The sequence below is a fragment of the Tersicoccus solisilvae genome (assembly GCF_014643255.1).
In the GTDB taxonomy this organism is placed as follows: domain Bacteria; phylum Actinomycetota; class Actinomycetes; order Actinomycetales; family Micrococcaceae; genus Tersicoccus; species Tersicoccus solisilvae.
Genome location: NZ_BMJI01000003.1, coordinates 58,607 through 84,195, shown reverse-complemented (window position 1 = coordinate 84,195; position 25,589 = coordinate 58,607). Strand labels below are relative to the sequence as shown.

28 protein-coding genes are annotated in these 25,589 nt (G+C 69.7%); 16 read left to right on the top strand and 12 right to left on the bottom strand.

From position 1 onward, the window contains the following. The first annotated feature begins 23 nt into the window (after positions 1 to 23). From IEX22_RS04435 to nrdF, 9 genes are all read left to right on the top strand, one after another. On the top strand, positions 24 to 926 hold the full coding sequence (locus tag IEX22_RS04435) for a DUF58 domain-containing protein (protein WP_188666792.1): 903 nt from the start codon (positions 24 to 26) through the stop codon (positions 924 to 926). A gap of 21 nt (positions 927 to 947) precedes the next feature. Continuing rightward, positions 948 to 1,475, top strand: coding sequence for a hypothetical protein (locus IEX22_RS04430; protein WP_188666790.1), 528 nt, complete (start codon positions 948 to 950; stop codon positions 1,473 to 1,475). Continuing rightward, positions 1,466 to 2,446 carry a vWA domain-containing protein gene (locus tag IEX22_RS04425; RefSeq protein ID WP_188666788.1) on the top strand — a complete coding sequence of 327 codons (981 nt, stop codon included), beginning with the start codon at positions 1,466 to 1,468 and terminating at the stop codon, positions 2,444 to 2,446. Before IEX22_RS04430 ends, IEX22_RS04425 begins: the two co-directional genes overlap by 10 nt. Further along, positions 2,443 to 3,531 carry a VWA domain-containing protein gene (locus tag IEX22_RS04420; protein WP_188666786.1) on the top strand — a complete coding sequence of 363 codons (1,089 nt, stop codon included), beginning with the start codon at positions 2,443 to 2,445 and terminating at the stop codon, positions 3,529 to 3,531. The genes IEX22_RS04425 and IEX22_RS04420 overlap by 4 nt, the downstream gene beginning before the upstream one ends. Continuing rightward, the gene (locus tag IEX22_RS04415) at positions 3,518 to 4,354 is read left to right on the top strand and encodes a hypothetical protein (RefSeq protein WP_188666784.1); all 837 of its coding nucleotides are present in this window, start codon (positions 3,518 to 3,520) and stop codon (positions 4,352 to 4,354) included. Before IEX22_RS04420 ends, IEX22_RS04415 begins: the two co-directional genes overlap by 14 nt. Positions 4,355 to 4,699: 345 nt before the next feature. After that, the gene (gene nrdH / locus IEX22_RS04410) at positions 4,700 to 4,948 is read left to right on the top strand and encodes a glutaredoxin-like protein NrdH (protein ID WP_188666782.1); all 249 of its coding nucleotides are present in this window, start codon (positions 4,700 to 4,702) and stop codon (positions 4,946 to 4,948) included. A gap of 131 nt (positions 4,949 to 5,079) precedes the next feature. Further along, a complete protein-coding gene (nrdI, locus tag IEX22_RS04405; protein ID WP_188666780.1) occupies positions 5,080 to 5,580 on the top strand; it encodes a class Ib ribonucleoside-diphosphate reductase assembly flavoprotein NrdI in 501 nt (166 codons plus the stop codon). Positions 5,581 to 5,615: 35 nt separating this feature from the next. Further along, positions 5,616 to 7,766, top strand: coding sequence for a class 1b ribonucleoside-diphosphate reductase subunit alpha (gene nrdE, locus IEX22_RS04400; protein ID WP_268236862.1), 2,151 nt, complete (start codon positions 5,616 to 5,618; stop codon positions 7,764 to 7,766). A 519-nt stretch (positions 7,767 to 8,285) separates the two neighbouring features. Further along, the gene (gene nrdF / locus IEX22_RS04395) at positions 8,286 to 9,260 is read left to right on the top strand and encodes a class 1b ribonucleoside-diphosphate reductase subunit beta (protein ID WP_188666778.1); all 975 of its coding nucleotides are present in this window, start codon (positions 8,286 to 8,288) and stop codon (positions 9,258 to 9,260) included. An 87-nt stretch (positions 9,261 to 9,347) separates the two neighbouring features. Here nrdF and IEX22_RS04390 read toward each other — a convergent pair whose 3' ends face one another. The 9 genes from IEX22_RS04390 to IEX22_RS04350 all read right to left on the bottom strand — a co-directional run bounded on the left by IEX22_RS04390 (position 9,348) and on the right by IEX22_RS04350 (position 16,976). Then, positions 9,348 to 10,106: a hypothetical protein gene (locus tag IEX22_RS04390; protein WP_188666777.1), complete on the bottom strand. Its 759-nt coding sequence runs from the start codon at positions 10,104 to 10,106 to the stop codon at positions 9,348 to 9,350. A gap of 110 nt (positions 10,107 to 10,216) precedes the next feature. Continuing rightward, positions 10,217 to 11,983 carry a type I restriction enzyme endonuclease domain-containing protein gene (locus tag IEX22_RS04385; protein ID WP_229659771.1) on the bottom strand — a complete coding sequence of 589 codons (1,767 nt, stop codon included), beginning with the start codon at positions 11,981 to 11,983 and terminating at the stop codon, positions 10,217 to 10,219. An 88-nt stretch (positions 11,984 to 12,071) separates the two neighbouring features. Continuing rightward, entirely contained in the window at positions 12,072 to 12,320 is a 249-nt protein-coding gene (locus IEX22_RS04380; protein WP_188667111.1) for a hypothetical protein, read from the bottom strand. A gap of 41 nt (positions 12,321 to 12,361) precedes the next feature. Continuing rightward, the gene (locus tag IEX22_RS04375; protein ID WP_188666774.1) at positions 12,362 to 12,742 is read right to left on the bottom strand and encodes a RidA family protein; all 381 of its coding nucleotides are present in this window, start codon (positions 12,740 to 12,742) and stop codon (positions 12,362 to 12,364) included. An 88-nt stretch (positions 12,743 to 12,830) separates the two neighbouring features. After that, entirely contained in the window at positions 12,831 to 13,109 is a 279-nt protein-coding gene (locus IEX22_RS04370; RefSeq protein WP_188666772.1) for a hypothetical protein, read from the bottom strand. 178 nt (positions 13,110 to 13,287) lie between these two features. Next, a complete protein-coding gene (locus tag IEX22_RS04365; RefSeq protein WP_188666770.1) occupies positions 13,288 to 14,121 on the bottom strand; it encodes a prolipoprotein diacylglyceryl transferase in 834 nt (277 codons plus the stop codon). Then, the gene (locus IEX22_RS04360; protein ID WP_188666768.1) at positions 14,118 to 14,438 is read right to left on the bottom strand and encodes a hypothetical protein; all 321 of its coding nucleotides are present in this window, start codon (positions 14,436 to 14,438) and stop codon (positions 14,118 to 14,120) included. The genes IEX22_RS04365 and IEX22_RS04360 overlap by 4 nt, the downstream gene beginning before the upstream one ends. A gap of 7 nt (positions 14,439 to 14,445) precedes the next feature. Further along, entirely contained in the window at positions 14,446 to 16,053 is a 1,608-nt protein-coding gene (locus IEX22_RS04355) for a radical SAM protein (protein ID WP_188666766.1), read from the bottom strand. Positions 16,054 to 16,058: 5 nt separating this feature from the next. Then, the gene (locus IEX22_RS04350) at positions 16,059 to 16,976 is read right to left on the bottom strand and encodes a ribonuclease Z (protein WP_188666765.1); all 918 of its coding nucleotides are present in this window, start codon (positions 16,974 to 16,976) and stop codon (positions 16,059 to 16,061) included. A gap of 188 nt (positions 16,977 to 17,164) precedes the next feature. Here IEX22_RS04350 and IEX22_RS04345 point away from each other — a divergent pair, with 188 nt between their 5' ends. The 4 genes from IEX22_RS04345 (at position 17,165) to IEX22_RS04330 (ending at position 20,456) form a co-directional block, all read left to right on the top strand. After that, on the top strand, positions 17,165 to 17,332 hold the full coding sequence (locus tag IEX22_RS04345) for a hypothetical protein (RefSeq protein WP_188666763.1): 168 nt from the start codon (positions 17,165 to 17,167) through the stop codon (positions 17,330 to 17,332). Positions 17,333 to 17,516: 184 nt separating this feature from the next. Next, positions 17,517 to 19,490 (top strand): HNH endonuclease signature motif containing protein, encoded by a 1,974-nt coding sequence (locus IEX22_RS04340; protein ID WP_188666756.1) that lies wholly within the window; start codon positions 17,517 to 17,519, stop codon positions 19,488 to 19,490. A gap of 247 nt (positions 19,491 to 19,737) precedes the next feature. Further along, entirely contained in the window at positions 19,738 to 20,094 is a 357-nt protein-coding gene (locus IEX22_RS04335) for an ArsR/SmtB family transcription factor (RefSeq protein ID WP_188666754.1), read from the top strand. Then, positions 20,091 to 20,456 carry an RNA-binding S4 domain-containing protein gene (locus tag IEX22_RS04330; protein WP_188666752.1) on the top strand — a complete coding sequence of 122 codons (366 nt, stop codon included), beginning with the start codon at positions 20,091 to 20,093 and terminating at the stop codon, positions 20,454 to 20,456. The genes IEX22_RS04335 and IEX22_RS04330 overlap by 4 nt, the downstream gene beginning before the upstream one ends. Before the next feature lie 4 nt (positions 20,457 to 20,460). Here IEX22_RS04330 and IEX22_RS04325 read toward each other — a convergent pair whose 3' ends face one another. The 3 genes from IEX22_RS04325 to IEX22_RS04315 form a co-directional block, all read right to left on the bottom strand. After that, positions 20,461 to 20,880, bottom strand: a complete 420-nt coding sequence (locus IEX22_RS04325) for a pyridoxamine 5'-phosphate oxidase family protein (RefSeq protein ID WP_188666750.1) — start codon at positions 20,878 to 20,880, stop codon at positions 20,461 to 20,463. 65 nt (positions 20,881 to 20,945) lie between these two features. After that, a complete protein-coding gene (locus IEX22_RS04320) occupies positions 20,946 to 22,052 on the bottom strand; it encodes an EAL domain-containing protein (protein ID WP_188666748.1) in 1,107 nt (368 codons plus the stop codon). 68 nt (positions 22,053 to 22,120) lie between these two features. Beyond that, positions 22,121 to 22,297 (bottom strand): DUF1059 domain-containing protein, encoded by a 177-nt coding sequence (locus IEX22_RS04315; RefSeq protein ID WP_188666746.1) that lies wholly within the window; start codon positions 22,295 to 22,297, stop codon positions 22,121 to 22,123. Positions 22,298 to 22,513: 216 nt separating this feature from the next. On the opposite strand from IEX22_RS04315, the gene IEX22_RS04310 reads away from it, so the two are divergent. The 3 genes from IEX22_RS04310 (at position 22,514) to IEX22_RS04300 (ending at position 25,498) form a co-directional block, all read left to right on the top strand. Then, on the top strand, positions 22,514 to 22,738 hold the full coding sequence (locus IEX22_RS04310; RefSeq protein ID WP_188666745.1) for a hypothetical protein: 225 nt from the start codon (positions 22,514 to 22,516) through the stop codon (positions 22,736 to 22,738). A gap of 76 nt (positions 22,739 to 22,814) precedes the next feature. Then, positions 22,815 to 23,039: a hypothetical protein gene (locus IEX22_RS04305; RefSeq protein WP_188666743.1), complete on the top strand. Its 225-nt coding sequence runs from the start codon at positions 22,815 to 22,817 to the stop codon at positions 23,037 to 23,039. Beyond that, the gene (locus IEX22_RS04300; protein WP_188666740.1) at positions 23,036 to 25,498 is read left to right on the top strand and encodes an SAM-dependent methyltransferase; all 2,463 of its coding nucleotides are present in this window, start codon (positions 23,036 to 23,038) and stop codon (positions 25,496 to 25,498) included. The genes IEX22_RS04305 and IEX22_RS04300 overlap by 4 nt, the downstream gene beginning before the upstream one ends. Positions 25,499 to 25,589: the final 91 nt, after the last annotated feature.

Sequence of the window (25,589 nt, the reverse complement as noted above, 5' to 3'; positions counted from 1 at the left end):
CACCGGAACAGAACCGACACGTCATGACCGAGACCCTGCTCACCCGGGTGAAGTCGTCGATGTTCGTGCATCTGCACCGGCGCACCCGTGGCCTGCTCGACGGCGAGTACGCGTCCGTGTTCAAGGGCCGCAGCCTGGACTTCGAGGACCTGCGCACCTACGTGGCCGGCGACGAGGTCCGCGACATCGACTGGAAGGCCACCGCCCGGCAGGGCAGCACCCTGGTCAAACGGTACGTGGCCGTGCGCAAACAGCTCGTGCTGCTGGTCGCGGACACCGGCCGGAACATGGCGGCCGTCACGCGCAGCGGGGAGTCCAAGCGGGACGTCGCGATCATGGCGTTCGGGGTGATGGGCTATCTCGCCAGCCGGCACGCCGACCTGGTGGGGCTGGCCCGCGCCGACGCCGACGGGGGCAGCTCCCTGCCGCTGCTGGCGGGGGAGCCCCACCTGGAGCGGCTGCTGCAGGAGGTGTACCGCGGCACGCGCCTCGACGGTCCCGCCAGCGACACGGACGGCCTCCTGCGCTACGTCGCGGACTCCTCCGGCCGCCGGATGCTGCTGTTCGTCGTCGCCGACGAGGCGCCGATCGGCCCGGAGACGAGAGACCTGCTGCGGCGGCTGCGCGTCCAGCACGAGATCCTCTGGCTGACCGTCGAGGACGCCGACCTGACCTCTCCCGTCACCGACCCGGGCCCCGGCGGCGACGACGCGATGGTCGACGTCGCCTCCGACGCCTGGCTGCCCGAGTCGCTGCGTCGGGACCGGCGGCTCACCGATCAGTACCGCCGGGCCGCCGAGCAGCTGCGGGAGAACACCACCGCGGCGCTGCGGTCGCTCGGCATCGCCCACCAACGCGTCGGCGCCACCGCCGATGTCGTGCCCGCCATGTTCGCGCTCCTGGAGAGCCACCGCCGTGCGCGGTGACCCCATGCTCAGGGACGTCTCGTGAACGACGGCGGCCGCTTCTACGGCCCGCTGCCGTACGAGCCGGTGTGGCTGTGGATCGGTCTCGGGCTGCTCGCCGCCGTGGCGGCCTGGTACATCTGGGCGCTGGCCAGCACCCGCCGGTCCCGGAAGAAGTGGCAGGTGCCCGGCCCGGAGGGGCTGCCCGGCCTGCAGCGTGACTACCTGGCCCGCATCGACGCCGTCGCCGTCGCCGCGGACCGCGGGGAACTGACCGCCCGGCAGGCGCACCAGCGGCTCAGCCGCCTCGTGCGGGTGTTCGCCCACCAGGCCTCGGGTGTCTCCGCGCACACGATGACGCTCGCGGACCTGCGGGAATTGTCCGGCAACAGCCTCTCCGGCAGCACGACCACCGGCGCGCCCGTATCCGGTGCCTCCGGTGCCTCCGGCGTGGCCGACGTCGCCGACGCCGTCGCCGTGCTGTACCCGGCGGAGTTCGGCGTCCCCGAGGCCGCCGACGCCCGGCGTGCCGTCGACGCGGCCCGGGAGGTGGTGAGCGCGTGGCGCTGATCCAGTGGTGGATGCTGCCCGTCGTCGCCGTCGTGCTCGGTGTCGTCGTCTGGCTGCTGCTGCGGCACCGGCGTCGCCGCGGGGCCGCCGTCCCGGTCGCCCACACCGAGCGGCTGACCGCGCTGCCCGGGTACGCGGCGGCCCTGCGCCGGTACCGGGTGACCCTCGCCGCGGCCATCGCCCTCGTCCTCGGCCTCGTCGTCGCGCTCGGCGTGGCGGCCGCCCGGCCGACGTCGACGTCGGCCCTGGACCCGCAGAAGAAGAACCGCGACATCATCCTCTGCATGGACGTCTCCGGGTCGATGCTCTCGTTCAACGCCGAGGTCGTCGACGTGTTCGAACGGCTCGCCCGCGGGTTCAACGGGGAGCGGATCGGCATGGTCATCTTCAACAGCTCCGCCGTGCAGGTCTTCCCGCTGACGGACGACTACGAGTTCGTCGCCGAGCAGTTGGCCACCGCCGGCAAGGCCTTCGACTTCTCCTCCTCGGACATCGAATTCTTCGCGGGCACCTTCACCGGCACCGGCTCCTCCCTGATCGGCGACGGCCTGGCGACGTGCGTCAACAGCTTCGACCAGAAGGGCCAGCCGCGGACCCGGTCGATCGTCCTCTCCACCGACAACCGGCTCGCCGGCCGGCCCCTCTACACGACGGCCGAGGCGGCGGACCTGGCCACGAAGGACGGCATCCGGGTGTACGGGCTCAACCCGGCCCAGTTCGGGCTGGGCAGCGGCCGGGACCGGGCGAGCGCGCAGATGCAGCAGGCGGTCGAGTCCACCGACGGGGACTACTACGCCATCGACGACGCCGATGCCGTGGAGCAGATCATCGCCCGGGTGCAGTCCCGGGAGGCCACCGCGCTGACGTCCGCGCCGCAGGCGACCGCGGGCGACCGGCCGAACGGCGTGCTGGTCGCCGCCCTGCTCGGCGTGGTCCTGCTGCTGCCGCTGGCCTGGAGGCTGCGCCGATGACGACGATGCCGGTGCTGCCCGTGCCCCTCCTGCTGGTCGCTGGCGTCGCCCTGCTCGCCTTCTGCGCCTGGCGCTGGTGGGCCGAGCGGCGTGCGCCCGGTGCGCGGGGGACGTCGCTGTCCCGGTCGTGGCTGTGGCGGGCCGGCCTCGTCGCGCTCGTCGTGGCCGCCGCGTTCCGCCCCGGCATCCCCGGCGCGGGCACCACCCAGAACGCCAGTGCGGACCTGGACGTCTTCTTCGTCGTGGACACGACGGCGTCGATCGTGGCCGAGGACTACGGCGGGGCCAAGCCGCGCCTGGACGGCGTGCGGCAGGACGCGGCCCGGCTGGTCGCGGCGCTGCCCGGCGCCCGGTTCTCCCTGATCACCTTCGACTCCTCCGCCCTGACCCGACTGCCGCTGACCGGCGACGCCACCGCGGTGACCACGGCGATGGAGGTGCTCCGGCCCGAGGTCACCACCTACTCGCGCGGCAGTTCGGTGACCGTCGCCGCGCCGCTGCTCACCCAGCAGCTCGAGCGGGCGCGGGCGGCGCACCCCGAACGCGCGCGCGTCGTCTTCTACTTCGGGGACGGCGAGCAGACCGACGGGCAGGCGCCCACCCCCTTCACCGTCCCGTCCGGCGCGGTCAACGGGGGAGCGGTGCTCGGCTACGGCACCGCCGCCGGCGGCAGGATGAAGGCCAACGAGGGGTACGTGGCGGGCGAGCGCGCCGACTACGTGCAGGACCGGTCGGTCACCCCGGCCGTCGACGCGAAGTCCGTGATCGACGAGGACCGGCTGCGCACCGTCGCCGGGCAGCTCGGCGTGCCCTACACCCACCGCTCCGCCGGCGACCCGATCGAGCACGCCCTGACCGCCACCGACGCCGGCCGGCTCGCCGCCCAGGCGGGGTCCGTCGCCGGCCGGTACGAGCTGTACTGGATCCTCGCCGCGGCCGCGGTCGGCATCGTTGCCCGCGAGCTCTACCTGCTCGGCGCGGATTTGCTGCGGCTGGCGCCACGGCGGGCTGTTTCCCGCCGAGCCGGGCGCGTCCGGGTCCCGGTGTCCGAACGCCTCCCGGAGGTGACCGATGCGCCGCGCTGAGACGGACACGATGCCCGGATCCCCGGCTCTGCCGGGCGACCCCTCCGCGTCGGACAGCGGGGGCTGGCTGAGTGCCGCGGACCTGGAGATCGGACGCCGCCGGGTCCGGCGCCGGCTGCTGTGGTTCTCCGCACCCGTCGTCCTGCTGGCCCTGCTGGTCGCCGCCAAGCTGCTGAGCCTGCCCCTGTTCGGCGGCCAGGCCGCGGACGCCTGGGAGCGGCAGGACGCCCCCGGCGTCGGTACGGCCGCCGAGCGGCTCGGCGTCGTCAACGTCGTCGAGCCCTACAAGGCGCACGTGGCCGCCGGCGACGCCGACGTGCTGCGCTCGGACTGGGAGGGCGCGCGCACCGAGTTCACCCGCGCGCTCGAGCTGGTCGGCGGCGGCGTCAACGACTGCCCGGTGCGCGTCAACCTCGTGCTGGCCATCGAGAAGCGCGGCGACGAGCTCACCGGACAGGGCCGGGCGGCGGACGCCCGGGCCCTCTACGAGCAGGCACAGCAGGTGGTCGGGGACGCCCCGCCGGACTGCTTCGAGGACCCGCAGCAGTCGCAGGACTCCGGACAGCAGCTGCGGCAGGCGGAGGAGCGGCTGCAGGACAAGCAGCAGGCGCCGTCCTCGCCGCCGTCGGCCGGCCCGACGCCGTCGCCCACCCCGGGCACCCCGTCGCCGTCGGCCGGTCCCACGCCCGCGCCCGGCACCGACCCGCGCCAGCAGGAGCTGGAGCAGCGTCAACGCGAGGCCGCCCAGGATCGCGCCCCGGGGGGCCCGCAGGACGACCAGAACGACGCCGACGCGCCGCCGCCGGGCGCCAAGCAGTGGTGAGTCTCTCCAGCTGATCCGGGGCATACCCGAGCCCGCCCGAGCGTTGACCAGATGATGGGGTTCTCGGGTGCGTGTCGGCACCAGCGGTGGTGGTGCGACACGCGGGAGCGGGCGGGACACGCCGGTGTGGATGTGGGGATCCCGTCCTGCACAGGCTGTGGACGGCGGGCCCGGCAACCGCAGGGATCCGCGGGTTGGCGAGCGTTCGCGGGCCCTCTGCCTGTGGACACCCGGTGCACCGAATGACACGCGTGCAATACATCATCTTGGGGTCGTTCCCAGCGCCGAACACTAGATGTAGTATCGACGTACACCGAGGGAAAGCTTCGACGAAGGGGAGGGGCCATGGCGGTCACCGTCTACACCAAGCCGGCGTGCGTGCAGTGCAACGCCACCTACCGGGCGCTCGACAAGAAGGGCGTCGTCTACCAGAGCGTGGACATCTCCCAGGACCCGCAGGCCCTCGAGGAGCTGAAGGCGATGGGCTACCTGCAGGCCCCCGTCGTCGTCACCGATGACGACTCGTGGTCCGGGTTCCGCCCGGACAAGATCGCGACCATCACGGCCGGGGTCTCCGCCTCGTCGGTGGCCTGACCGGGTGATCTGAACGCCGGCAGCAGCTCGGGGGCGGTCACGCCCCTCCGGCCGTCTCCTCACCATCGGCGAGGGGACGGCCGAGTCCGTCAACCCTCCCCCCAGCAGGACAGCCAGAGCGAGGTGAACGCATGAGCACGGCCAGTGCCACCCTCACCGCGGCCGACTTCGCCCGCTTCCGGGCGCAGGCCGAGGCCCCGGGTCACGCGCGGGTGCCCGCCGGGTCGCTCGTGTACTTCTCCTCGGTCACCAACAACACGGCGCGGTTCGTGGAGCGGCTCGGGATCGACGGCATCCGTCTCCCGCTGCGCGCGGCCGAGCCGACGCCGCTGGTGACCGCACCGTACGTGCTCGTCGTTCCCACCTACGGGGCCGGCAGCGTCCGCGTCGGGGCGGTTCCCCGGCAGGTCATCACGTTCCTCAACCAGGAACAGAACCGGCGCCTGATCCGCGGGGTCATCGGCGCCGGCAACACGAACTTCGGCGAGCACTACGGCGAGGCGGCGGACATCATCGCCGCGAAGTGCGCGGTGCCCGTCCTGTACCGCTTCGAACTGATGGGCACGTCCGACGACGTGGCCGCCGTCACCCAGGGATTGGAAGAGTTTTGGACACGACACTCGCACAGCTAGACGCGCAGACCCTCGTCGACGACCGCGACGTCGTCGTGCCCGAGAAGGGCCATGAGGACAAGGCGCTCCCGGCCGCGTTCCAGGGGCTCGGCTATCACGAGCTCAACGCGATGCTGAACCTGTACGACGCGGACGGGAAGATCCAGTTCGGCGCGGACCGGGAAGCGGCGCACCAGTACTTCCTGCAGCACGTCAACAACAACACCGTCTTCTTCCACGACCTGGAGGAGAAGCTCGACTACCTGGTCAAGCACCAGTACTACGAGCGCGAGGTGCTGGACCAGTACCCGATGGACTTCATCCGCTCGCTCTACAACCGGGCGTACGCGAAGAAGTTCCGGTTCGAGACCTTCCTCGGCGCGTTCAAGTACTACACCTCGTACACGCTGAAGACCTTCGACGGGAAGCGCTACCTCGAGCGGTTCGAGGACCGGGTGTGCATGGTCGCCATGGCGCTGGCCCGCGGTGACCAGGCCCTCGCCGAGCACCTCGTGGACGAGATCATCGCCGGCCGCTTCCAGCCGGCCACCCCGACCTTCCTCAACGCGGGCAAGGCCCAGCGCGGCGAGCTGGTCTCCTGCTTCCTGCTGCGCATCGAGGACAACATGGAGTCCATCGCCCGCGGCGTGAACTCCGCGCTGCAGCTGTCCAAGCGGGGCGGCGGCGTCGCCCTGTCGCTGACCAACATCCGTGAGCACGGCGCGCCGATCAAGCAGATCGAGAACCAATCCTCCGGCGTCATCCCCGTGATGAAGCTGCTCGAGGACTCCTTCTCCTACGCCAACCAGCTGGGCGCGCGGCAGGGCGCCGGCGCGGTGTACCTGCACGCCCACCACCCGGACATCTACCGGTTCCTCGACACCAAGCGGGAGAACGCGGACGAGAAGATCCGGATCAAGACCCTGTCCCTCGGCGTCGTCATCCCGGACATCACGTTCGAACTGGCCAAGCGCAACGAGGACATGTACCTCTTCTCCCCGTACGACGTCGAGCGCGTCTACGGCATCCCCTTCTCGGACGTGAACGTCACCGAGAAGTACGAGGAGATGGTCGACGACGCGCGGATCAAGAAGACGAAGATCAGCGCGCGGGAGTTCTTCCAGACCCTGGCGGAGATCCAGTTCGAGTCTGGCTACCCGTACATCGTGTTCGAGGACACGGTGAACAAGGCCAACCCGATCGCCGGCAAGATCACCATGTCGAACCTGTGCTCGGAGATCCTGCAGGTCTCGGCGCCGTCGGAGCTGAACGAGGACCTTTCCTACGACGTCGTCGGCAAGGACATCTCCTGCAACCTCGGGTCGATGAACATCGCGAAGACGATGGACTCGGAAGACTTCGGGATGTCCATCGAGACGGCGATCCGGGCCCTGTCCGCGGTGTCGGACATGTCCTACATCTCCTCGGTGCCGTCGGTCGCGGAGGGCAACAAGTCCTCGCACGCCATCGGCCTCGGGCAGATGAACCTGCACGGGTACCTGGCGCGGGAGCGGGTGCACTACGGGTCCGAGGAGGGCCTGGACTTCACCAACATCTACTTCTACACGGTCCTGTTCCACGCGCTGCGGGCCTCCAACCTGCTGGCGATGGAGCACGGCACGGCGTTCGGCGGGTTCGAGAACTCGGACTACGCGTCCGGCGTCTTCTTCGACAAGTACACCGAGGCGTCGTGGGAGCCGGCGACGGCTCGCGTCCGGGAGCTCTTCGCCCACGTGCACATCCCCACGCAGGATGACTGGCGCGAGCTGAAGGCGTCCGTCATGGAGCACGGCATCTACAACCAGAACCTGCAGGCCGTCCCGCCGACCGGCTCGATCAGCTACATCAACCACTCGACGTCGTCGATCCACCCGGTGGCGTCGAAGATCGAGATCCGCAAGGAAGGCAAGCTGGGGCGCGTCTACTACCCGGCGCCGTACATGACCAACGACAACCTGGAGTACTTCCAGGACGCGTACGAGATCGGCTACGAGAAGATCATCGACACGTACGCGGCCGCCACGCAGCACGTGGACCAGGGCCTGTCGCTGACGCTTTTCTTCAAGGACACGGCGACCACCCGCGACATCAACAAGGCGCAGATCTACGCGTGGCGCAAGGGCATCAAGACGATCTACTACATCCGCCTGCGCCAGCTGGCCCTCGAGGGAACCGAGGTGGAGAATTGCGTTTCCTGCATGTTGTGATGCGTTTAGCGCAACAGGCTTGGGTTTAGCGCAACATAGTGCGAGTAGAAGAGTTCTGGCGGAGACGTCAGACACAAAGAGAGGCCAGGTGCGCCAACACCTGACCTCTCAGCGCCTCGCTGGACGAGGCTTCCCAACGTTCGAGCCGGGAAGTTTGAGTCTACAAAGGAGCGGTCTGTCGGAGCAACCGGCAACTCCAAGCGGGGCCTGACTACCGAGGAGGTAGATCATGGCACGAGGACGAACAGTGAACCGAAGTGCGCGCACTGGACGATTCGTTTCGAACGCGACGAAGGGCCGGTGGCCCGGGAGCACGACGTCGGAGCGCGTCGGCGCAGGAACCTCCAACAGCCGGGCCGTCGTGAGGTCTGTGGCCACCGGTAGGTTCGTCAAGAACAGTGCGGCGGTGTCGAACCCGTCCGGCACGATCACACAGTACGTGTGACTATGGCTGACGGGCGGGGCGAAGTCCCGCCCATCAGTCGCACCTTCTCGAAGAGCATGCAAGCAGAGGAAGTCATGGTTGAGAACTTGAAGCTGGTCGACCACGTCCAGGCGATCAACTGGAACCGCATCCAGGACGACAAGGACGTCGAGGTGTGGAACCGGTTGGTCAACAACTTCTGGCTGCCCGAGAAGGTGCCGGTGTCCAACGACATCCAGTCGTGGCACACCCTCACCGCGGACGAGCAGCAGCTGACCATGCGGGTGTTCACAGGCCTGACACTGCTGGACACCATCCAGGGCACGGTGGGCGCGGTCTCGCTGATCCCGGACGCGATCACCCCGCACGAGGAGGCGGTGTACACCAACATCGCGTTCATGGAGTCGGTGCACGCGAAGAGCTACTCGTCGATCTTCTCGACGCTGTCCTCGACGAAGGACATCGACGACTCGTTCCGCTGGTCGACGGAGAACGAGTTCCTGCAGCGCAAGGCGCAGATCGTCATGGACTACTACCAGGGCGACGAGCCGCTCAAGCGCAAGGTGGCGTCGACACTGCTGGAGTCGTTCCTGTTCTACTCGGGCTTCTACCTGCCGATGTACTGGTCGTCCCGGGCCAAGCTGACGAACACCGCCGACATGATCCGGCTGATCATCCGTGACGAGGCCGTGCACGGCTACTACATCGGCTACAAGTACCAGCGTGGCCTGGAGATCGCGACGCCGGAGAAGCGCGCCGAGCTGAAGGACTACACGTTCGAGCTGCTGTTCGAGCTGTACGAGAACGAGGTCCAGTACACGCACGCCCTGTACGACGAGGTGGGCCTGAGCGAGGACGTCAAGAAGTTCCTGCACTACAACGCCAACAAGGCGCTGATGAACCTGGGCTACGAGGCGATGTTCCCGTCCTCGGTGACCGACGTGAACCCGGCGATCCTCTCGGCGCTGTCCCCGAACGCGGACGAGAACCACGACTTCTTCTCGGGCTCCGGCTCGTCCTACGTCATCGGCAAGGCCGTGGCGACGGAGGACGAGGACTGGGACTTCTGAGTTCTGTCAAACTGACCTAAGACGACGGCGGGCGGCACTTCGGTGCCGCCCGTCGCTGCCGTCTCGGAAGCATAAGTACTCAACGAGCTAAGTCATCGGGTCTGTTCCTACAAGGTCGATCAGCATGTCATCCGCTTGCCAATTCTCCCACGCCTTTCGGAAGGTGGAGAAAGACTTCAAGCTTTCGATGTGATCCTGGAATGGAGTCGAACTCGGTTGGCGGTCTAGTGCCGTCATAAAGTAGTCCCAGGCACTGCCGCCGTGGACGCAAATTTCGTACCAGATGAATCCTTCATCAATTACGTCCGAATGTCCGGGGAGAAATCGCCGGGCTTCCGGAGTTGGGTGTCCGCCCCGTTCGCAATGAAGTGCGTAGTCACTTCCGCGAAACAAGCCTGAGGATGAATCGCGGAGGTGGCGAGGCTGCCACAACTTTCGTCGCTCTTCAGAATCGGCATGGAGCCACGTCGCAGCGGTCCGATTGGCGTCTTCCGCAAATGCCCACCCGAGATATTCAACTTCAACGACTTGTCGAATCAACGCCATCGCAGCATAGCGCTTCTCGGCTTCGAGTAAACGCGCGGAACTTTCAATCAGTTCGCCGCCAATTTGCAAGGCAGTAGAAATTCCGACGACGCTGTTACTTCCGAATTCGCTTGGCCAGTCGCCAATTACGCGATCGGGTCCAACGAAGTATCCTGCATGCCAAAGGATCTCTCCGGTTTCGATCATCGCATCTCCGAGGGCTAGCGCTGCCTTCTTTCGAGCCCGGGCCCCCGCTTTATTGGTAAGCGCGTCGTCGACCGCTTCGCGCGAACTCCGTTCGGTGTAATCGTCATTGCCCAAGACTGCTCTCGATTCTTGAAGTGCCTCTGGTCATAATCTTTTTTGATCGACGTAATCAGTGGATATCCGGCTACCTCTGCGCGACTGGATACTCGCATCTGGGTGTCTGATCACGCGACGTATCGTGCCGCCATCGACTCCATCTGCTCCATGACCAGCACAATGGCCTCGGGTGCCTTGTCCGGCGGGTAGTCGTGCTTCGCTAGCAGCCTCTTGATCGACGACCTCAGCTTGGCCCGGACGTCGTCGCGCACAGTCCAGTCCGTCCGCACGTCCCGCCGCATCACCGCCACCAGCTCGCGGGCGATGTCCGCCAGGACGCCCTCGCCCTGCACGGAAACGGCCGAGTCGTTCTGCGACACCGCGTCGTAGAAGGTCAGCTCGTCGGACGACAGCGGGGGAGTGAACTGCTTCCCGCGGTCCGCCTCCTTCACCAGCTCCTGCGCCAGCTCCTTCACCAGCTCCTGCGCCAGCTCGAGCATCTCCGAGATCACCTCGGCCGAGGTCAGCTGCTGGTTGGTGTATTTCGTCATCAGCTCGGTGATCCGCTCCGAGAACAGGCGCTGCCGGATCGTGTTGTTTCGCGTCGTGCGCGCCGACTCCTCGGACACCAGCTTCCGCAGCGCCTCGATCGCCAGCGACGGGTTCTTCGCCTGCTGTGCCTTCTGGAAGAATTCGGGCGTCAGGTCGTCCAGCGAGGGCTTCGGCAGGCCGGCGGCCGCGTAGATGTCGAGCACGTCGCCGGTCGCCGTCGCCGTGTCGATCAGTCCGGCGAGCATGCGCTGGATGTCTGCCGGCACCGGCTGCCCGCTGTCCTGCCGCTCCTGCGCGTCGAACTTCGCCATCCACACGCGCATCTGCTCGCACGCCCGGATCTCGCCGAGCAGCGAAGCCAGCGTTTCCCGACCACACGCCAGCGCCCACGCCCGGGACAGCTGACCGGACAGCGAGCGGAATCGGACGGCAAGCGAGTCGGCCGATTTGGAGACCTGGTTGCCCGGCGTCTCCGGCGACCGCAGGTAGTTGACTGCACCGAGGAGCGCGTCGATGTACCCCTTCAGCCCACCACGCGCCGCAGCCGACTGCCAGTCATGCCCGACCAGCAGCGCCCGAATCTGGCCGACCAGCGTGGTCGCCAGGGCCACCGCCTCGTCGACGTTCCGCCCCACCGGCTTGTTCTCCCGGTCCGTCGGCGTGTACTCGGCCAGCGCCTTGCTCGGGTTCTCCGCCAGCGGCGCGTACGCCACCAGCAACCCGTCGGACTTGCCGCGGAATGTCCGGTTCACCCGTGCCAGCGTCTGCATCAGCAGCGCGCCCTTGAGCGGTCGGTCCAGGTACAGGGTGTGCAGCGGTGGGGAGTCGTACCCGGTGAGCATCATGTCCTTGACGATCACCAGCTCCAGCTCGTCGTCGGGGTCCTTGAGCCGCTGCTTGATGGTCGCGTTCTCCGAGTCCCGGCGTACGTGGGCGGAGACGGGCGGCAGGTCGGTCGCGTCGCCCGAGTAGACGACCTTGATGACGCCGCGATCCAGCTCGTCGGAGTGCCACTCTGGCCGCAGCTTGACGATCTCCGCGTACAGCCGCGCGCACACCTCACGGGTGACGCCGACGATCATCGCCTTGCCCGGCACCTCGATGAACGGCCGCATCGCCTCCCGACGGGCCTCCCAGTGCGCCACCAGATCGGCGGCCAGGGCGGTGATCCGCTCCGGCGCCCCGTAGACGGCGTTGAGGACAGCGACGCTCTGCTCCATCCGCGACCGCTCGGTGACGTCGAGCCCGAGGGTGGCCTCGTCAGCGGCGGCGACGAGCGTCTCCTCGTCGACACCGGCCGCGAGCTGCACCTTGATCAGGCGCGGCTCGAACGAGACGGGCACGGTGGCACCGTCCTGCACGGCGCGGCTGAGGTCGGTCTCAGTACGCTCCCACCCTGTGTTGCGATCAAGCGTCGCACAAGAGCCCATGTCACCCCCGTGAGTTCTGGGGTAAGTGTGCCCGATCGGTGGCATCCTTCGTAAGAAGTGACCGCCGAGTGTTTTCAAACTGCGGGCAGGGCGTCGAATCAACGCGGGTCGCCATCCTGGGGCAGCGACGCCTTAGCAGGACGTCGACCAGGTCGTTGACGATCTGGAAATCGCCGAGGTCGTGGGCCAGCAAGGGGACCCCTTCGACGGCGGCGAGTCGATCGATGCGGCGGGCGCTCGTCACGCTCATGCCGTCAGGGCAGTTCTGCTACCGCCATCCCTGTGACGGCATCAGGAACCGACGACCGCGGCCATGCGGATCGACACGAGCACCCCGGGGATCACCGCGCCCAGTTTCGCCACGTATCGCGCCGGCGGGTCGGCGGGGAACCACCGTGCCCACTCCTCGTTCATCCCGGCGAAGTCGCTCGGGTCGGCAAGCAGGATCCCGACCTCCACCACGTCATCGAGGTTGGCACCCGCCGCGGTCAGAACGGACTCACAGTTGGCCAGCGATTGACGGGTCTGCTCCTGAATGGTCGGTCCCGCCAGCTCTCCCGACCGGACGTCGATGCCGACGAGTCCTGAGACGTAGACATGGCCATCCGCTTTGATGCCCTGGCTGTACAGCGAAGAGCGTGGAGCATCGGGGGTGCTGATGACTTCTCGCATACGAGCAAGCCTGAGAGAACAGGGGCGCCGAGTCCAGAGGGCGAAGCCCATCGATCTGGTGGCTCCTCCGGGCCGCGGACGCGAATGACTACAGCTCGCCGCTCAGCAGCCCCACACACGGGCCGATGACGACGATGGAGAACACGAGGGTCACGATCAGGATCCCGGTCGCGATCGGCCTCGTCCTCGGCGAGAACATCATGACGACGCCGACCACGAGGATCGCGATGAACGGCCACAGGAAGCCGATCGGGCCGGGCAGGACGGTGGCGATCGCCGACAGCGTCACCAGCCCGATGACGGTCGCGAGGACCATCGCGCCGCAGCCGATACCGACGCCGATGCCGACGCCCGCTCCGGTGCTCATCCCGGGGGAACCCGGAGCCGAGGCCGGCGGCCCATAGGGGTTACCGGGAGCGCCTCCGGAGACCGGTGGCGCCGGGGGGAGCAACGGCGCCGGCTCGGGCGGGACCGGTGCCCCGGGCGGCACGGGGTCACCCGGTCGCTCCGGGGCACCCGACCGCTCCTCCGGCCGCCACGGCTCCTCAGGCGTGTCGCTCACGCGTCACACCCGCCTCACCGGAAGCCGAACGACGTGAGCCCGGAAGCACGCCGTCGAACGCCCCGCGGCGCACCAGCAGGGCGATCCGCACGAGCAGCACCGGGATCGTCACCGCGAGGAACAGCTGGGGTCGCGTCAGGCCCAGCCACGCGACGTCGTTGTCGCGCACGAACTCGATGAGGAACCGGAAGCCCGCGTACGCGGCGATGTACAGCGTCAGCAGCTCGCCCGGCGCGACCGGCGTGAACCGCAGCCACAACCAGAGCACGCCGAACGCCACCAGGTGGAACGCGATCTCGTAGACGAAGCTCGGATGCAGTCCGACGCCGGCGGGCGCGCCTACGCGGGCCGCGGCGGCCGGGTCGAGCACGATGCCCCACCCGGATCCGGTGGGCAGCCCGGGGTTCTCCGTCAGCAGGCACCCGACCCGGCCGATCGCCATCGCCAGCGCCACGGCCGGGGCGAACAGGTCACCGGTCCGGTCGGGGTAGCCCACGATCGCCTTGGACACGTGCACCCCGATCCACGCCCCGAAGAGCGCCGCGAGGAACGACGCGTTGCCGTGCAGCAACTGGTCGACCAGGCTGAGGTTCTCGGCCGGGTTCAGGTGCTGGAACCAGGTGCCGAGCCGCGCGGCCAGCGCGGCGCCGGCGACGCAGCCGAGCACGACGTACGCGATCCGCGGATCGGTGACGCCCCGTCGTCGTCGTTCGATCGAGAAGACGACGCCGGCCGCCGCGAAGGCCAGCGCCACCATGACGGAGTGCATCCCCAGCGGCGGAAGCCCCGGGATCAGGTCGGCCAGCGTCGGAATCATCGCGTCACCTCCGGAATCAGCGACAGCCACATCGTCACCCACAGCGGGATTGCGGCCACGGACGCGACGGCGATCACCGCCAGATACGCGATCACCAGCCTCGTGTCGCCGAGCCGGCACTTCGACCGCATCAGCCCGGCACGCCGCGCCCGCAGGTACCCGCCGATCGCCACCAGCGCGAAGACCAGGACCGCCAGCGGCCCGGCCACACAGGCGATCGCCGCGACCGTCGTGACCACGCACAGCCGGAGCGGGTCGAACGGCGCCGGTCGGCCCACGGCGTCGTCGTACTGGTTCAGGTGCGCGTAGTCGCTCATGACGGGCTCACCGCACGCTCACCGGCAGCTGCCGACGTCCGTCCCCGGCCGTCGTCGCGCCGGTCGCCGTCGAGATCCTCGTCCGGGAGAGCGGCGTCCAGGCCTGCACCGCGCAGAACGGCGCGCACTGGTGGGCGCCGCTTGACTCGTTGACGGTCGCGACATGCACGCAGCACTGGGTGAGCCGCTCCTCGATCATCGTGTTGATGTCCATGAACGGCTTGACGGTGATGCGCAGCACGCGTTCGCCCATCATGGCGCGCAGCCGCTGGTGCTGGCCGGGCAGCCTGGACGCCGCGAGCGTGGCCAGGGTGCCGATGCCGAGATCGCAGTTCACGCAGATGTCCCGCCAGATGTCGCTCATCGACGGGTGCGAGAGCGAGGACTGCTCGCTCAGCAGGTCCAGCAGCGAGTTCTTCACGACGGCGCGGATGCTGGCGTTGACGTTGGAGTCGGCGATCCGGTTGGCGATGAGGTCCGGCTGCAGGTCGAGGAACTGCTTGAGCCGCTCGTGCCCGATCAGCGACGTCAGCGACCGCCACGTCCCGCTGTCGTCCTCGAGCAGGTAGCCGACGGAACAGCAGTGCGGGTGGCTGCAGGGCAGGGCGGTCAGGTCGCGCCAGGTGATCTCGTCGTTGGTCTGCGGACCGAGCCGGGCGAGGACGCCGGTGTGGGTGAGCCGGTCGGTCGGGTCGACGCCGGCGGAGCGCCCGGAGCCGAACACCGGCTGCACGGTGACGCCGCCGACGTACGGCGTCGCCATCGCGGTGCGGATGACGGCGCCGATCTCGTCGTCGTTCACACCCTTGGTCGCCGTCATCGTCAGGGTCATGAAGACGCCGGCGGCCGAGAGCCGCTCGATGGCGCGCTGCTTGAACCGGCGGATGTCGGCGCCGCGGTGGAACGCTGCGGACTCGGCGGACTCGCCGTCGTACTGCAGGTAGATCTCCACCCGCTCGCGGTGCTTCTTCAGGGTGGCGACGAGCGCGTCGTCCTGGGCGATCCGCAGGCCGTTGGAGTTGATCAGGATGCGCACGACGGGCCGGGCGACAAGGTGCTCCAGCAGCTGCTCGAGCCACGGATACAGGGTGGGCTCGCCGCCGGACAGCATGAGGACGTCGATCCGGTCGTTCTCCCTGGCCAGCCGCGCGTCGACGGAGGCGAGGACCTCGGCGAGCGGGGCGACGGCGGCCGCGGCTGGGCCGGACTCGGCGAAGCAGGTGGGGCAGCGCAGATTGCAGTGGTCGGTGAGGTCCTCGAGCAGGATGCAGGTGTGCTGGGTCTGCATCTGGGGCAGCCCGTCCTCGTACGCCGAGGGCACCGGCTTGAAGTTGCCGAGCGTGTCCGGCCCGTGCACCTTGGTCGGGGCCGTCCACTGCTCGAGGTAGGTGAGGATCTCGGCCGACTCGTCGTAGAGGGTGCTGATCAGGCCGTGCTCGGGACAGCCCCGCTCGAGCCAGATCTGCCCGTCCCGGTCGGCGAGCCAGCCCGACAGCCGGCGGACGTCGGCGAGGGGTTGCTCGGGCCGTTCCTCGTGGCACCGGGGACAGAACGCGTTGACGTAGCGATGGATGCGGTAGTCACGCAGCGGCATCCCCGAGCCGGGCTGTGTCATACCGGTCACCCTAGCCGGTGGTGTCCGCGCAGGTCAGGAGGGGAGCGCCGCTTCGGGAAATCGATCCGGTCGAGGTCGCCGGCGGCGAGGACGGTCGTGTCCGGGGCGTGCGCTCTCGCCTGCGCGGCCAACGGCTCGACGTCGGTGTACCGGGACGAGAAGTGCGTGAGCACCAGCGTCCCGACGCCGGCGCGTCCCGCCAGCGCGCCGGCCTGACCCGCCGTGAGGTGCCGGTACTGCGCGGCCAGCTCGGCGTCGTCGTCCGCGAAGGTCGACTCGGCGACGAGCACGTCGGCGCCGTCGGCCAGCTCCTCGGCCCCCACGCACGGCGCGGTGTCCATGACGAACGCGAACCGCTGGCCGGGCCGCGGCACGCTGACGTCCTCGAGACGGACGCCGTCGACGCTGCCCCCGCGCTGCAGGCGCCCGACGTCGGGTCCGGCGATCCCGGCGTCCGCCAGCCGCTCCGGTAGCAGCGTCCGCCCGTCGGGCTCGACCAGCCGGTAGCCGTAGGCCTCGATCCGGTGGTCCAGTGGGCGCACGTGCAGGCCGTCGGCGAACTCGCCGGGACCGCCGTGAGGGTGGAGGCGCAGGTCGACGCCGGGGGAGGCGAGGGAGACGAGGGCCGCCACCACCGACTCGCCGGACGCGGGGTAGTGCAGATGCACCGGGTGGGACACCCCGTCGAGCGCCATCCGCGAGAGTACGCCCGGCAGGCCGTAGCAGTGGTCGCCGTGCACGTGGGTGAGGCAGATGCGGGTGACCTGGCTGGCCGAGACGCCGGCGAGGATCATCTGCCGCTGCGTGCCCTCGCCCGGGTCGAACAGCAGCCCCTCGCCGTCCCACCGCAGCAGATACCCGTTGTGGTTGCGCGTGCGGGTGGGCACCTGGGAGGCGGTGCCGAGGACGACGAGCTCACGCATGGGTCGAGTGTGTCAGGTTCACCGGAAGCGGTGACGGCTGCAGCGCGCGCTGCGACAGTTCTGTCGGCGCCGGCGGCTACGGTGACTCTCGACGGTGGAGGACGGCGGGAGGTACGAATGAGCGACGGAGGAGGCAGCGATGACAGCCGCAGCTCGTTCCGGTCGCCACGTCGACGGCGAATCGACCGATGCACGCCGCCCGCGCCCCCAAGGGCTACACCGAGGAGAACGGCAAGTTCGTGGTGCCGATGGCGTCCTCGGGGGAGACTCACGTCGTCAGCACCGAGGCCCGGGCCCGCATGCTCGTCAATGCCGACCGCATCGCCCTGAGCGCCCAGCGCTACCGGACGGCATAGCCGCCCCTCCATCGGCGCCCTCTGGCGGTCGTTCCCGCTGTCGGTCGGCCCCGGCCAGGGTGCGCGGCCAGTCCCGGCGATCGCCGCCATCTTCGACGCGGATCGTGGTCGTCGATCACGAGACTTCTTCGGCCGGATGCCACCCGCGGCGAGTTCTGTCGGTGGCGCCTGATTGACTCGATTCATGGAAGGCGAAGCGGGCTTCCCGATGCAGCAGAGCAGGCCGACGACGGCTGTGCTCCCCGGGCTGCCCGATGCGGTGAGCCTCCTGGCCGCGACGACGCCGCGGGCCGCGGGTACCGGCCACCCCGATCACGTCGAGAGTGCCGGGTCGCAGGATCCTGCCGTCGAGCCGGTCGACGCCCTGGCCGGAATCCTCCGCGCGGCCTCGTCGGGCGCGGACGGCCTGCCGGACCTGACCGCCTCGGTCGGGGCGCTCGACGTCGTTCGCCGACTCGAGTCGCTGCTGGCCTGGGCGAAGAATCGACTGATCCTGCAGACCATGCGGGCATCGTGCGCCGAGCAGACGCGGTGGGTCGACGCGCATCCCGAGCTCGACGACGACCTCGACCGTCTCGGTCAGCACGGGCTGTCACGCGCTCAACGCGTGGCGGTGGGGGAGCGGAGCGGTGTCGCCGAGATCGCCTGCGCGCTTCGCATCAGCGAGGCGGCCGCCCACGGGATGCTCATCGGTGCGGAGTTGCTCGCCGAGCGGCTGACGTCGACGGACGCGGCGCTGCGCAACGGTGAGATCGCCGCGCCTGCCGCATCGCTGATCGCCGCCGAGGTCGGTGACTACGCCGCTGACCTCGCCTCCGCCCCTGACGAAGCGACGCACGACCAGCTCCTGCACGCCATCGAGGCCACGGAGAACGGTCTGCTCGACGCCGCCCGACGGGGAGACGGCAGGAGCAAGCTCTCCGCTCGTGCCCGCCGGCTCCACGAGCAGTGCCACCCGCAGACGTTCTCCCAGCGGCACTCCGCTGCCCTGACCGAACGCTTCGTCCGCATCAGCCCCGACCGCGACGGCATGGCTCGGTTGAGCGCGCTGCTCCCGTCGGCCGTCGCCTACCGGATCGACGGCCGACTGTCTGCTCTCGCGCGATCGCTCCAGCAGACCGAGTGTGCGGAAGACGCGCCGTCCGCAGCGAAGAACCGTACCGTGGCCCAGCTGCGCGCGGACGTGCTCACCGACCTCCTCGGCGGCCTCGTCAGCGACGTGGACGTCTTGACAGCGGGTCTGAGCGGGGCAGCGGCGCCGTCGTCGCCCGACGGGCAACCGGCCCAGCCGGCCGACGGGCAACCGGCCCGACGGGGACCCACCGGCGGAAGAACTCGGCCGGCACCCGTGCCCGATGACGACGCGAGTCGGGCGGTCGTGCGGGACGTCGCCCCCGTGCCGCAGGTAGTCCTGACCGTTCCGGCGGCCACCCTGCTCGGCGACGGCCACCCCGGTGACCTCAGCCCACTCGGTCCCATCGCCGCTGAGGAAGCACGTCGACTCGCCGGCCTCGCGGTGTCGTTCAGCCTCGTGGTCACCGCCGGTGGCTCACCACCGACGCGCGACGGTCCGTCGCCGCACCCACCGATGCGTGACCGCTTGCCCGAAGCCACTTCTTCACCGCCGTTGCACGAGGCGGGAGCCGGGCCGTTGCCGACGACGGTGATCCCGGTGGCGGTCGCCGACGGGCGGCAGTACCGGATCCCCCAACAGCTCCGCCGCGCCCTCGCCGTACGGGATGTGACCTGCCGCTTCCCCGGGTGCCGCAGACTCGCGGACCGGTGCGACGTCGACCATGTCACCGCGTGGGTCGACGGCGGCAGGACCGAGGCCGACAACCTGGCGCACCTGTGTCGCAAGCACCACGTGCTCAAGCACCAGTCCGGGTGGTCGGTGGAGGTCGACGGCCCGGGACGATCGCCGTCGAGCAGGGGATCCTGGACCCCCGACGACACGCTGCGTTGCCCATCGCTCGCCGGCCGGGAGCAGGAAGGGGCCGATCCGGGTACGGGGACCGATGATGCGGCACGCTCCTCCGCGGCACCCCGATCAGGCTGGTTCGCTGAGGTCGATCGTCGCGAGGCTGCGGCACGGCTGACCTGGACGTCGCCGGCCGGTCGCACCTACGTCGCGGATCCGGAAGACCCACCGTTCTGATTTCCCTCAGTACGGGCGATACACGACTCAGTACGCGCGATACGCGACGCCGTGACGAACGCACAACGGGCCGCCCGGATCCAAAGACCCGGGCGGCCCGTTGCGTGTCGTGGTCAGCGGCGGTACCGCCTCAGCGTCGACGTCCCCCCGTCGCGATGATTCGCCCCCGTACCATCGTGGCCACCGACTCAACGGGACAACGGTTTCATGGATTGACGAATTAGTCAATCCGTGAAACCGTCATCGCGTGGATCCGTTCTCCAACTCTCGGCGTCCCCTCTACGAGGTCAAGGCCAACCTCTTCAAGGGACTCGCCCATCCGGTGCGGGTACGCGTCCTCGAGATCCTCTCGGCCGCAGATCAGCCCGTCGCCGTCAGCGATTTCCTGGCCGACATGAACCTGGAGGCTTCCCTCCTTTCCCAGCACCTGGGCGTGCTGCGTCGGCACAACCTCGTGGTCGCCGACCGGCAGGGCAGCCAGGTGTTCTACCGGCTCGCCTACCCGGCGGTCGCGGACCTGCTCGCGGTGGCGAAGGGTCTGCTGATCGACATCCTCGAGCACACCCAGGAGCAGTTGCAGTCGACGGTAGCCTTGCCCGAATGACGGGATCCGTGCGCATCGACGCCTGGCTGTGGGCGGTGCGGCTCTACAAGACCCGGTCGGAGGCGACGGCCGCCTGCCGGGCCGGGCACGTGAGACTCGACGGCAATCCGGTCAAGGCCGCCCAGCCTGTCGTGCCCGGGGCGACCGTACGGGTTCGCCAGCACGGGTTCGACCGCACCCTCGAGGTCACGCGCCTCATCGCCAAGCGCGTCGGCGCCCCCGTGGCGGCCCAGTGCTACATCGACCACACCCCGGAGCGGCCCCGCGTCACCATCCCGCAGGTGCCGGTACGGGATCGCGGCGCCGGACGGCCCACCAAGAAGGACCGCCGGGAGATGGAGCGGCTGCGCGGGCGGGACTGAGAGCTCAGTCCGCGGTGCGAACGGCGAAGCGGCGGCCGCTCACCTCGGTCGGGACCACCCGCACGAACCGGTTCTTCTCCCCGGCCTGCCACGGGAACAGCGGCAACGCCGCCGCGGCGACCGCGTCGTCGACGTCGTGCGGCCACTCCGCGAAGCCCTTGACCATCACGCTCCACGCCTGCCCGTTGCTCACCCCATCCGCCTCGAACGCCAGCGCCCGGCCCGAGAGCGCCGCGTCGACCTTGCTGCCCTCGGCGCTGCGGAACACCACGGTCCCGTGGTCCACGACGAAGTTGACCGGGAAGATCTCCGGGTGGTCCTCCACGACCACCGCGAGCCGCCCCACCTCCGCCGACCGCAGCGCTTCCCAGCACGCGTGCTCGGGAAGCTGTTCCACACCACCGGCATTCGCATCCGCAGTCATGGCGCCAGTGTAGAGGCGCCGTGCCTCGCCGTCGCCGGGTGGGGGAAGGTCCCGTCGCGGGTCGCTCAGGGAACCTGCGTCGTCACGGCCATGATGAGCCGCTCCATCCGGGCGATCCCGAGGTAACGGCCCGCCGCGTCGGTCACCAGCAGCGGCTCGAACCGCTGCGCACGGGGCCGGGTGACGGCGCGTTCGAGCGCCTCGCTCAGCGGGGTGTGCACGTTGACCCGCAGGCCGGGCGCCACCGCGTACAGATCGACGGTCGACTCCATCACGGCCAGGGGCCGGTCTCGCTCGTCGATCAGGACGACGGCGTGCAGGTGCGCACCGCCGCGGAACAGGCCGGGCGCCGCCGTCACGTCCGTGACGGTCGGCACCACCTCCAGCGCCGCCTCGACGGTGCGCTCCCCAGGGAACTCCCGCTCCGCCGTCCGGTGCGGGTGCGCCGCCGAGGCGAGCCGCAACCCGACGGCGGGCTCGATCGGGACCCACGGCGGTCCCGGCCGACCGAGGTGGTAACCCTGCGCGAGCGGCACCCCGAGGGCGGCCAGGGTGGCCAGCTCCTCGGCCCGTTCGATGCCCTCCGCCAGCAGCCACGCGTCGATCCTGCTGGCGAACGTCCCGAGCATCTCGACGAGGGCGCGCTTGGTCTCGTCGAGGTCGACGTCCTGGATCAGGGCCCGATCGATCTTGATCAGCGAGGGCCGCAGCCGCACGAGGTGCTGCAGTCCGGCGTACCCGGACCCGGCGTCGTCGACGGCGATCAGCGCTCCGGCCGAGCGCAGCAGGTCCAGGTCTGCCTCCAGATCGGCATAGGACTCGATGGGGGCCTGCTCGGTCAGCTCGACCACGAGGCCCCGCAGGTCCCCGTTGCCCTCGCCGGCGGCGTCCCGCCACACCGCTCGCACCGGGGTGGTGCCGAGCAGATCGGGGGAGACGTTGACCGTGAGGAAGCAGTTCGGCGGCAGGGCCCGCCGCTGCCGCAGGGCGCACCGCAGCGCGGCCGCCTCCAGCTCGGCCGCGCACCCGTGCTCGCGGGCGACCGCGAACCAGCGTTCCGGGTTGCGCTCCTCGAAACCGGGAAACCGGGCCAGCGCCTCGTAGCCCACCACGGTGCCCCGCGCGACGTCGACGATGGGTTGGTACGCGCTGTCGAACGCGTCCCGCGCCATTGCCTCACCCGAGAGGACGTCGCGCAGGCGGGCGGCCCAGACCGCGCTCGCCCCGGAAGCGGGGTCGGTCAGCGGACCGTGACGATGGCGTCGCGCACGGACGCGGCGAGTTCGGGCGACACCTCCGTCAGACCGTGAGCGCCGGCGGCGTGCTGGGCCACCTGGAAGAGGATCTCCTCCTCCGTGCTGCACACCCAGCGCGCCTCGCAACCCGGCACGACGTCACCGCACGCAAACGACTTCACTGGACACTCCTTCGTCGAACGGTCAGGCGGCGCCGCACCCTGGCGCACCGCGCACCCCTCACCGGTGTGACGGATGCACGGACGACTATCGGCACGACCGCTGCCACCGGAAAGGCAACCGGCTGATGGTTTCACCACGTCGCCGCGCGTACGATTCGTGCCGACGACCGCGGCCGGGGCCGAGCGTCCCCGCCGGTCGATCCGTGGGAGGCGCACATGAGTGTCGAACAACCTCGCCCCTGGCCGGCGGACCACCACCGCTGGCAATCCCGCCGCATCGCCCTCCACCGGTTCCGCGCGCGGGACACCGTCGGAGCCGGCGAACTCGTCAAGGACCTCACCTCCGCCCTGGGCATCGCCCCGTGCCCGGCATGCGAACGCCGCGCCGCGCGGCTGGACAGGCTCCGCCTGCCGCGGATCGGACGCCGACCCGCCCCCTGACGTCCGCCGCCACGGCCGACGTCGCCATCGTGCGCCCGAGCGGCGCCGCGCCTCACTCCCAGGAACGGGGGACGTCATGCCTCAGCAAGTGAAAGTGACCGAACGGTACTGGTGCCCGGGACCGTGGCCGTGGCAGTGGTTCGACACCTGCACGCGCACCGTCACCAAGTGGTGCTACGACTTCAGCTGGGTGGAGGAGACCGGATTCGGCCTGGCCACCACCCGCCGCCGGCTCCGCGCCCCCCGGCACGAGGAGGCCGACGTCGTCGGCGACGAGCGGGAAGAAGGTGAATCGCGGTGAGCAATCCGATCCTGACCTGCGACATCGTCCTGGACCACCTGTACTGCCACGACGAGGGCGACGGTCCGGGCAACGCCGAGCCCTACCTGTGGCCCGTGTTCTTCAAGGTCGACGGCGACAACTTCGCCGTCGTCACCGGGGGCGGGCTGATCGGCTCGCCGACCATCGAATCGCGCACCGGCGGGCACGGCAATCTCGGCACGACCGACGTGGACGAGGGGGACCAGGTGTCGATCGACGGGGACCTGGGGTCGTGGCGCACGACGCTGCGGCCCATCCCCGTTCTCGACCCTGGCCTCCGTGCGCTGCTCGGGGACGACTCGATCCCGGGCATCGCCGGCGTCGTGGTGACCCTGATGGAGGAGGACGGCTGGCCCGACTCCCTCGCCACCACCGGGTACGACGCGTACGTGGACGCCGTGCGGCTCGCCGTCGTCAAGGTCGCCGCCTCGTTCCAGCACGCGCTCGCCGCTCCGACCAAGGAGCAGATCAAGGAGCGGATCGACGAGGTCAAGGCGGCGGCCGCCACCGCGGTCCGGGCCGCCGTCAAGAACGGGATGAGCGGGTTCGAGCTGCTCTGGTACGGCACGTTCGGCGACAATGACGACTCGGTGGGCACCGAGGCGTTCACGACGACGGGCGACGAACTGGAGGACACCCCGGTCATCGACTTCTCCCGCCGCTGGTCCGGCGACGACTCCGGCGACGGGGACTGGGAACTGTTCGGCTACTTCCGCGGCATCCCGCAGCTCGACTGCTCGCTCGACGCGCTGTTCTCGACGCGCACGACGGCGGCCCGGCGGTCGAGCGTCGGCGCCGCGGACCGGGAGGAGGCCCTGGACCAGCTGCGCCGGTTCCGGGACTCGACCTTCGGCCGGTACGGCGGGTTGACCGACTGGTGGGAGGAACTGAGCGGGCAGGTGCCGCGACTGGACCGGCTCGCCACCCAACCGCACGTCGGCGACGCGCTGGACGGGCTGCTGCTGGACGCCGCCGCGCTGATCCGGGAGCCGGAGCGCACCATCGACGCCGACGTCGTCGGCCGGGTGCACGCGCTGCTCGACGCGCTGCGCCCGGGCGCGGCCGGCCGGTCGCAGCGGGTGCTGCGGCAGGCGCGGCGGGTCAGCGAGCAGTGGACGGGCAGGACGGTGACCGAAGCGGCGCGGATCACCGCGGCGACCCGGCCCGTCGGACGGCGCTCCCGGCCGGCCGACAGCGTGCCGGGGGGAGGGCCACGGCTGGCGCCGACACCGCTCACGTCGCTGCTCGTCGAACTCGCCGACCCCGTCGCGGCCGAACGCTACCGGGTCGACCCGAACGCCTATCTCGCCGGTCGCGGCATCGACGAGACCAGCGGGTACGCCGTGCTCGAGAACCTTCGCGGCCGGATGCGCCTGGAGGCGCAGCGGGAACTCGAGCGTGCGGGCCTGGCCCCGCTGGTCACGGACAAGCTGAAGCCGGGCACGACCGCGATCGACCCGATCACCATCAACACGAACAACTTCAACACCACGTCGTACAACATCCAGACCACGTACACGCAGAGCACGAACACCACCCACGAGACGACGACGTACACGAACACGAGCGACAACACGTCGACGACGACCAATCAGAGTTCGTGGAAGGAGCTGATCGACCTGCAGGTCCAGGCGGCGATCGACTACTTCGCGCGGGAGTCCCATCAGGGCCGCGGCCGGTTGTTCGTCATCGGGTCCGGGATCACGCCGATCACGGACCTGGGCCTCGGCGCGCAGCGGCAGATCCAGCTCGCCGACGTCGTGCACTACTGCGTGGCGGACCCGGCGACGGAACTGCACCTGCACCAGCTCAATCCGCGGGCGCACAGTTTGTACGGCCTGTACGCGGACGACAAGCCGCGGCTGCAGACCTATCTGGAGATGCTCGAGACCATCATGGGCTCGGTGCGCGAGGGGCTGCGGGTGTGCGTGGTGTTCTACGGGCACCCGGGCATCTTCGCGTGGGCGACGCACCGGGCGATCCGCGCCGCGCGCGAGGAGGGGCACGCCGCCGTCATGCTCCCGGCCGTCTCGGCGCAGGACAGCCTGTTCGCCGACCTCGGCATCGACCCGTCCAGTCACGGCCTGCAGACGGTGGACGCGACGGACCTGCTGATCCGTGGCCGGACCCTCGACCCGACCAGTCACGTGTTGGTGTGGCAGGCGGAGTGCGCCGGCGACGACGGATTCAGCTTCTCCGGGTACGGGCGGCAGAACTTCGGCGTCCTCACCGAGTACCTGGGCCGGTTCTACGCGCCGGATCACCCGGTGGTCATCTATGACGCGTCCACCGTGAGCCACCTGCCTCCCGAGATCCGCCTGACGACGCTGGCCGAGCTGCGGGCGGACCAGCTCTCGGGCGTCTCGACCCTCTACCTGCCGCCGGCGGAACAGCCGCCGCTCGACGAGGAGATGATGCATCGGCTCGGTCTCACGTGAGCTGTGGATAACCCTGTGTCTCCCGTCACGCGCTCGGGTACGCTGTGACGCACGAGCGTGGCGGTGTGCGCGGTGGTGAATCCTGACCGGA